This is a genomic window from Nostoc sp. (assembly GCF_036917315.1).
Taxonomy (GTDB): Bacteria; Cyanobacteriota; Cyanobacteriia; order Cyanobacteriales; family Nostocaceae; genus Nostoc.
In genome coordinates this window covers 64,134-73,081 of sequence record NZ_JBALDR010000003.1, presented here as the reverse complement: position 1 = coordinate 73,081, position 8,948 = coordinate 64,134, and the positions used below count along the sequence as shown (strand labels likewise).

Genomic DNA, 8,948 nt, shown 5'->3' with positions numbered 1-8,948 from the left:
TTGTCGCAAATGTTCAATCAGAGAAGTACCCATGATTTTTATCCCCTCAACACTTGCAATTTTACCTGTTTTAGGGAATGAAACAGCCCTGCCTTTATAAGGGGGGATTAAGGGGGGTAATAATTCGATTAAAATCACAACATACCACTTTTCAAACATTCTCTTAGACTCTCGATTCTCCCGCCTTTTTCCAAGGAAGCTTGACAGTAAATCGACTACCTTTGCCTAACTGACTTTCGGCGTGGACAGTTCCACCATGCAGCTCGACAATTTTTTGCACCATTACTAATCCTAAACCAGTGCCTGAAGAACGACGATCGGAGGCATTTTCAACTTGCACAAAAGGTTGAAATAATTTAAAAAGGTCATCGGAAAGCATCCCAATACCAGTATCTACCACGCTGATAAAGATATATTCGTTGGTGGAACTTGGCTGGGCTTCAATCCAGACTTCGCCTCCTTCTTTAGTAAACTTAATTGCGTTAGTCAATAAGTTGATAAATACTTGGCGAATGCGGCGTTCATCGAGTTGGATGGGTTCGAGTTCTTCAGGTATTTGTGCCCTCAAGCGGATATTTTTCTGGAAGGCTAAATCTTTGACAAAACTCAAGCAGAAGTCACATATTCCCGGAATCGAAGTAGCAGCTAGTTGCAGTTCTATTTTGCTGGATTCGGTGTCAGTAATGTCAAGGATTTGGTTAATTAATTCTAGTAGGTTCTTACCGCTAGATTCGAGCATATTTAAAGACTGGCGTTGTTCTTCACTTACAGGGCCGTACACTTGATCTTTGAGTGCCTCTGTGATTCCCAAAATTGAGTTTAAAGGATTTCTCAGATCGTGGTTGATGTTTCCTAAAAAGGTTTTCCTAGCACGATTTGCGACTTCGGCGATTTCTTTAGCCTCACGTAGCGCGGATTCTGCGCGTTTGCGATCGCCTACTTCTAAAGTTAGGGTGACAATTTCCGCGATTGAGCTAATGAAGTTTTGCTCGCTCAGTTCCCATTTCCGGGGAATATCAACCTGTTCAGATAATACTGTTCCCACCATTTTGCCCCCAACCCAAAGACTGGTATCAATTAGGGATACAATATTATTTGGTTCGAGCAATTTATCCGATAATTCTTGTACCCGTGGATCGGTACGAGTGTCAGAGACGGCAATGGTACGAGAAGCCACCAAAGCTCTAAAGTAGATTAAATAATCTGCAAGGTTGCGTTCTAAACCTGCCGAATGTTTCTGATTGCTACGTTCATAGAGACTTATGCATTGTAGCTTGGTACGCTCGCTATTGAATAACCACACACTCACTCGTTCTACTTCTAAGGCATTGGCTGCTTTTTCTGCAATAACTTTGAATGCTGTTTCCAGATTTCCTTCAAAAATCGCTTTGTGATTTGCCAATTCTGTGAGTACTTGATAATGCTGCCCCAGTTTTTGCTCGCTGTTAATGCGTTCTTCAACCTCGTGCTGTAATTCTTGAGTTCGCTGCTTAACTTGCAGTTCTAAATCCTCATTTTTGCTAATCAGTGCAGTAAAGGTTTTGCGTAAATATTGCGCCATCTCATTAAAAGATTCACCCAGCACCTCTAGTTCTTGAATGCCCTGCACTTTCACCACTGAGTCTTCGCTATTGGTAAAATCAGTTAAATCTTTTGTCGTCTTGCTGAAGTACAAAATTGGTTGAGTAATCCACCGAGCGGTGACAATTCCCAATATAATCGCTAGTCCCAACACTCCCAAACAGAGAAAAATAGTAGTTTGAATGTTGCGATTAATTTGTCCCATAAAGTCTGCTTCTGGGACAGCCACGATAATCAACCAGTTGACATTTGGTTCGCCCTGTAACGGTCTAACTTCTAAAAATTGCCGTTTGCCGTCAAAGGAAAAATCTAGTTGCTGTAAACTTTGAATTTGGTCAAAGTTATTAAAATTAGTTTTTAAGTATTTAGCGGTTGCTTGAGTCAAAGAATTTCCACTTTGGGAAGCTTTCAACCTAATGGCCTTACCATTTTGGAAGCGGAATGGTTCTTCAGTTGTAGAACTTGCAACTAATAGTCCCGATCGCTCGATAATAAAAATTTGCCCAGACTTGCCAACTTTGATGTTTTGCAGCAAATCCCCAATTTGTGATAAGTGAGTGAGAGTGCTGTTGACTCCGAGTAATTCCCTTTGGGAGTTATAGATGGGAAGAGAAGCACTAATCAGGAGTGTTGGTTCAGTGCGGGGAGTAAAAATCTCACTAAAGCTGAATTTTTTAGCGGTAACTGCTGTGAGATAATCAGGAAGCGATCGCGCATCATAGTTTTTGATCGCCTCTGGTAATTGAGTACGTTGACCTTGAGCGTTAATTATGTAGGTATAGAGGTCGTACCCAGTTGACTTATTGGCTTTTTTGAGTAAAAATTGGCGATCGTTGAGCTTCTCCACCGCTAGATATTCTTGCTGTTCATTGCTTGCAGTTATTGCCAACGCATCTGGAAAAATCTTTAACTGCTCTATTAAATATGACTCCCAGGTTGCCAGATTCTCTATCTTCAGCAACCCCATGTTAATCACATTTTGATTACTGCGTAGTACCTGACGCGGCGTTGCCAAATAAGTTTGTAAATTCTGCTCGACTCGATTGCCAACTTCATGACGTAATTCGCTAGCTACCTCATTGACTGCCTTTTGCCCATTGCCGATTGATAAGTATGCAGTCAATGAGGTAGCTAGCAAGATTTGCAGCAAAAACAACGTTACCAAAATGCGACTTAGAGGTACGCCTTTAAACAGAGAAAAAACATTACCTTGCCCAGTATTTTTGTTCATCTGCCCACTTCCCCTTCCTGTCCTGTAGTACTGAGTACAACACCTCTAGTTTGCTTTCCTGTGGGCTTATGCATAGTTTGTACTCGGTCGGATCAAGTGCCAATATACCACTTCTGGTAAAAGAACAAAACGTTACTTAACTGCACCTGTAGATTTTACCAGCCAAAATAAAATATGACTAACGTCCATCACAAAGACAAAGACGCGATAAATCGCCGTCTCTACAAAGAACTGATTATTGTAGAGACGGCGATTCATCGCGTCTTGCCTTAATTGTAAATATGAAACAAATTGATGAAAACCTGAATCAATTCGTAGCTAGTTAAGATTTATGAGTTATAACTGGCATTTTTAAAGAAATCTAACTGTAGACAGATGAAATTTGAAACGCTACTGTTATCAGAAGCGTGTTTTTTAGCGTTCAGATTATCTTTTAATCTACGCGCTAAAGAAAAGGAGTTAATCACTTAAGGATTGCTCTTAATTTTACTGCATCCTGCCCACAGCCACCCCAAGACATAGGTTTGATCGCTCATGCTCAACGTATCCACTCACCATTCTCAACAAAATCAGCAATTAATTGACAATACTGACTGGAACGTTATTGAAACGGAGTTTAATCCGACGCAGTTACATCACAAAGAAACCGTCTTTACTCTTGGTAATGGGTTGTTAGGAGTGCGGGGTACGTTTGAGGAAGGATATCCACAGGATTTTCCAGCCACACTCATCCACGGTGTTTATGATGATGTGACAATTACTCATACTGAACTAGTAAACTGTCCCAACTGGCTGCCATTAGTGGTAAAAGTAGCAGGCGAACGCTTTAGTATGGACAGTGGTGAGATTCTCAACTACGAACGTCGGCTCGATCTACGCTTAGGTTTAGTTAGCCGTGATGTGCGCTGGCGTAGTCCGAGTGGTCATACTTTAGATTTTCACTTCGAGCGTTTCACCAGTTTAGCAGACCAACACGTTCTGGCGATTCGCGCTCAAATTACATCGGTAGACTTTGAGGGTGAAATTACCGTCGAAGCCGGATTTGACAGCGAACCACATACTCAAGGCGTTAAACATTGGCGAACCTTAAACCAAGGTGGCATAGATCGAATTATCTGGTTAAACAGTCAAACTCTCCACTCAGGTATTGAACTTGGGATGGCAGCTAAGTTAGTGGTAGATGGTGACGAGACTGCACCCGCAAGCATCGAAAATGCTTCTAGTTCTCCCACTTTGACAACCACTTTAGACTTATATCCCGGAAAAACAGTAATTGTAGAAAAGATTGTCACCCTGTTTACTTCACGAGAGACAGAAATCCCCATTGCTGCCGCTTTACAAAGACTCGCTGATGAACCGAGATATGCTACCCTCTTGGCAGCTCACATTGCAGCATGGGAGCAAGTGTGGCAAGACAGTGACATTATTATAGAAGGCGATCGCTTGGCTCAATTGAGCGTCCGTTATAATCTCTTTCAATTACTTGCTGTAACACCACGTCACGATGACAGCGTGAGCATTCCTCCCAAAACTCTCTCCGGTTTTGCCTATAGCGGACATATCTTTTGGGATACAGAAATATTCATCCTGCCTTTCCTCACCTTAACTCAACCAGCCCTAGCGCGTAACTTGCTCACCTACCGTTACCACACCCTACCAGGAGCGAGACGCAAAGCTCAAGAAGCCGGTTATCAAGGAGCGATGTATGCTTGGGAAAGTGCCACTACTGGCGATGAAGTAACTCCGCGCTGGGTTCCAGCTCCCAACGGTGAATTAATCCGCATCTGGTGCGGTGACATTGAAGTGCATATCACCGCAGATATCGCTTATGCAATTTTGCACTACTGGCAGACTACCAACGATGATGACTGGATGCGCGATTATGGCGCGGAAATTATTCTTGATACGGCTGTTTTCTGGGAAAGTCGAGTGCAGTGGAACCAAGAGCGCCACAGCTACGATATCCTAGATGTAATTGGCCCCGATGAAAATCACGATCGCGTCGATAATAATGCCTTCACCAATCTCATGGTACAGTGGCATTTGCAGTCAGCTTTGGGGCTGTGGGATTGGCTCAAACAAGCTTATCCAGAAACTTCAGCAAAACTGGTGCAAAAACTCAACTTAACCACAGAGCGTCTGCACCATTGGGCGGAAATCCAAGAACGTCTATTTGTCAATCAAGATGCTCAAACTGGTTTAATTGAGCAATTTGAAGGCTTTTTCCAGCTAGAAGATGTTAACCTCGCTGATTACGAACCGCGTAGCAAATCTCTACAAGGTTTGTTGGGAATTGAAGCCACCAACCAAAAGCAGATTCTCAAACAGCCAGATGTGTTGATGCTCTTGTATTTATTGCGCGATCGCTACGACTATAACACCCTCGCCACCAACTGGGACTATTACACCCAACGCACCGACCACAGTTATGGTTCTTCACTAGGCCCAGCCATTAACGCTATTTTAGCTTGCGACCTCAATCAACCAACCGAAGCTTACACACACTTTCTGCGATCGGCCTTGGTAGATTTAGAGGATGTGAGACTGAACGCCGCCGAAGGAATTCACGCCGCCAGTGCTGGAGGAGTATGGCAAGCAGTAGTTTTCGGGTTTGGCGGTATTCGGATGACTCAATTTGGCCCAGTTGCCTGTCCCAATCTACCACCCAACTGGACGCGCTTGAAGTTTCGCCTGCAATGGCGTAACGAGTGGTATGACTTTGACTTAGGAGCCGAAACAGAAGTTAAAGTTCCCGCCTTGGCAGATACACATTCGATAATTGTCTAATAGACTTCTTGCGTGAATCAATGAGCTTTCACCCTAAATCCCTCTCCCGATTTGGGAGAGGGACTTTGAAATTGGCTTGGCTCCCCTTCTCCTAAATTGGGAGAAGGGGTTGGGGGATGAGGGCAATAAACACTGGTGTTGTCAAGATAATTTTCTCTGGTGAGATATTAAAATACAAGTATGAATACGAGCAAAAAATCTTTGTGCAGAATATTTATGAGATGGGAACTCTAGCTAATAAGCTTAATTACAGTATCCCACCCAAGACTGCTAATCATGTCCAACTTTGCTCACTCCACATTGGGCCAATCTTCTTACCCTCGCTTAACTAGAAGCTTGAGTGCTGTTGAAAGTTGGGGCTTTGGTTTGACAGCTCATATTTCTTGGACAGCACTGGTTCCAGCGATTCATGCTGCTCTAGGTTCCCAAGCTATTTTTGTTTGGATACCTGCGGTGATTTTTGGAATGCTGCTTAATTATCAGGTAAAACGCTTAGGTATGCACTTCATTAATGTAGCTGGAGGAACGCCTAACTATGCTACCAAGCTACTGCAAAACTACCCAGGACTAGCTCGTTATGCAGCAATTGGATACCTCCTCAATTGGGTTTCTTATCTGTCAGTGAATACAATCGTACTCAGAGATTTAATTAAAGTAAATTTGGAGGCGCTGGGTATTGCCTGTCCAGACATATTTCTGGATATTAGCTTTACACTGTTACCCTTTATCGTGGCGTTTAGTGGGACTCGCGCCCTGAGTATTTTACATTTGTTTTTTGTCATTCCAGCTTTTGGATTGCTAATGACCTTCTGCGTGCAAGGTCTTGGCTGGTTAGCGTTTTCTCCCGTTAGTCCTGGGTTTTTTCCTAGCAGTTGGTCATCTTTGAGCTTCGTGGATTGGGCAAAGTGGTTCTTTTTCGTCACTTACGCAACCTACAGCTGTGAAACAGCTTCTTCGTTTGTTGCCGATAGCCGCAACCCCACTCAAACACTGCGGTTTCTAGATGTTGCCGCCTGGATGATGCCACCAATCTTTTTGGGAGGTTCTTGGGTAGTAATGCGGTTAGCAACAAATCCCGACCTGAAAGACAATGCTTTCTTGAATCTTGCGGCAGCTTCCCAGCCATTTTGGGGAAGATTTGCTGGTGTAAGTATTTCTTTTTTGCTAGTAGCCGCTTGTCTACTCGGTTCGGCAACGGTGGTTTCTAATTGCCCGCGAATTTTGTATCAACTGGCGTTAGATAACCACATTTCCCCAGTATTTTCCGTTGTCTCGCGTCGAGGTGTGTTTGTCCCAGCATTGACGTTGACACTGGTGTTGTGTTTAATTTATCTGATTTGGGGAGATGTGGCGCGAATAGTCGCCGTTGGTAACATCGGTTGGTTTGTCTCCTTTATGTTACTGCATCTAGGGCTTTGGCTTCGGCGCGATCGCTCGGAAGTTTTGTTCCCTCGCATATCTCTGGCCATTCTGCTGTTAGAAGTTGTGGTGTTGTTCGTGGGCGGATTTGCCTGGGGTTGGCTCAACTTGCTAATTGGGCTATTATTTCCCATTGGTGTCCTGGGAATAGATGCAGTGATTCGCCGTGTGAATTTCCCTGCTTTCCATCCCAATTGGTGGATGCGTCGATATCGCACGCGCCCTGTGGTAATCATCAAAGATTCAGTAATTCTTCAAGTGAGCATCCTGATTTTTTTACTGTGCAGTGCCGTGGGAGTTGGCTGGTTATTTGGTGTCAAACTTAATAAAGTGGCAACTGCCGGCGGTGAGAATATATTTGTGGTGCTACTGATGAGCGTGGCATTTGTGGGAGTAGCGATCGCTTGTTGGACAAGTTTACCGCAAGTGGTTGCGATCGCAGAAGCACGAGAAGCTGCCGAACACCTGTTTACTGTCGCCCAGGATGGTATTTTAGTCGTAGATAATCGAGGCATTATCCAGCAAGCTAACCCAGCGACTGAATCGTTTTTTGGTGTCAACCCATCTGAGTTGCCAGGAAATCACCTCAACAAATGGCTACCCGCATTAGTCTACTATCCAGAGCAGTGGACAAAGCGTAGCGAACAAATCCTAATCGGTAATGGAAAAAACAGAACTCTGGAAGTTTCCATCTCAGATAGACCCCATCAAGATTTTCAGGAATATGTCGTGATTCTCCACGATATTACCCAGCGCAAACAAGCAGAGCAGATATTGCGATACTCAGAAGCACAATTGCGCCAAGAAGCAAAGCAGTTAGTATCTCAACTGGTGCATAGTGAAAAAATGTCCAGTTTGGGGCAGCTAGTAGCAGGTGTAGCGCACGAAATCAATAACCCAATCAACTTTATTTCTGGCAATGTCGGCTATGCCAATCAATATATCCAAGATTTATTGAGACTGCTGCAACTATATCAGCAAAACTATCCTAATCCAGCAAAGGAAATTCAACAAGAAACAGAAGCGATCGACTTAGATTTTTTGATTGCAGACTTGCCCAACTTGCTAACTTCGATGACAGTTGGTGCAGAACGAATCACAGAAATTGTCTTATCTCTGCGAAACTTTTCCCGGTTAGATGACGCAGAGATGAAAGCTGTGAATATCCATGAGGGTATAGATAATACCTTGATGATTCTGGAACATCGCCTCAAACCTAAATCTAACAATCAAACAATTGAGGTGATTAAAGAATACGGCGACCTGCCATTAGTAGAATGTTATGCTGGACAACTGAATCAAGTATTTATGAATCTTTTAGCAAATGCGATCGATGCTTTAGAAGAGGCAGTGGAAAATGGGCTTGCCGTGAGCGAAGCCGAACGGAAGTGGGAAGTAGGAGAAAAAGCGCTTTCTCCTCCCCAGATACGCATTCAGACTAAACTTACTAGCGAGAATGAGGTAGTTATTCGTATTGGCGACAATGGTATAGGCATTCCCGAAAAGGTACAAAAACAATTATTTGAACCATTTTTTACAACTAAACCAGTTAATAAAGGTACTGGGTTAGGTTTATCTATTAGTCATCAGATTATCACCCAAAAACATCAGGGAACATTACAATGTATTTCTGCTCCTGGGCAGGGGACGGAATTTGTAATTGTAATTCCGCTAAACCAGCAAGCTATCTAATTGTCAAGATTATTTGACGTGGTTAAATTTTTAACCAAAATAAAATAAATAGGTACAGTTTTGCGTAAAAACGTAGCGTTTTTAATACAGGATAACGCATTAACAATGCAAGCCGATGCATTAACAATGCAGGGTATCGCCAAATTTAATTCGCTATGAATTAATGAAATTCTGTACTAAGCTGAATCTACTTTTGACATTAGAATAAGAGTCTGGCTATTACTCCGATTTTGGTAGT

3 protein-coding genes are annotated in these 8,948 nt (G+C 43.1%); 2 read left to right on the top strand and 1 reads right to left on the bottom strand.

The window, feature by feature from the left end; genetic code table 11:
• Positions 1–163: 163 nt before the first annotated feature.
• Positions 164–2,812 carry a sensor histidine kinase gene (locus V7K84_RS02405; protein WP_334836046.1) on the bottom strand — a complete coding sequence of 883 codons (2,649 nt, stop codon included), beginning with the start codon at positions 2,810–2,812 and terminating at the stop codon, positions 164–166.
• Between the two features lie 534 nt (positions 2,813–3,346).
• Here V7K84_RS02405 and V7K84_RS02400 point away from each other — a divergent pair.
• Together V7K84_RS02400 and V7K84_RS02395 are read left to right on the top strand one after the other, a co-directional pair.
• The gene (locus V7K84_RS02400; RefSeq protein WP_334836044.1) at positions 3,347–5,599 is read left to right on the top strand and encodes a glycoside hydrolase family 65 protein; all 2,253 of its coding nucleotides are present in this window, start codon (positions 3,347–3,349) and stop codon (positions 5,597–5,599) included.
• A 276-nt stretch (positions 5,600–5,875) separates the two neighbouring features.
• Positions 5,876–8,710 carry an ATP-binding protein gene (locus V7K84_RS02395; protein ID WP_334836042.1) on the top strand — a complete coding sequence of 945 codons (2,835 nt, stop codon included), beginning with the start codon at positions 5,876–5,878 and terminating at the stop codon, positions 8,708–8,710.
• Positions 8,711–8,948 lie beyond the last annotated feature (238 nt).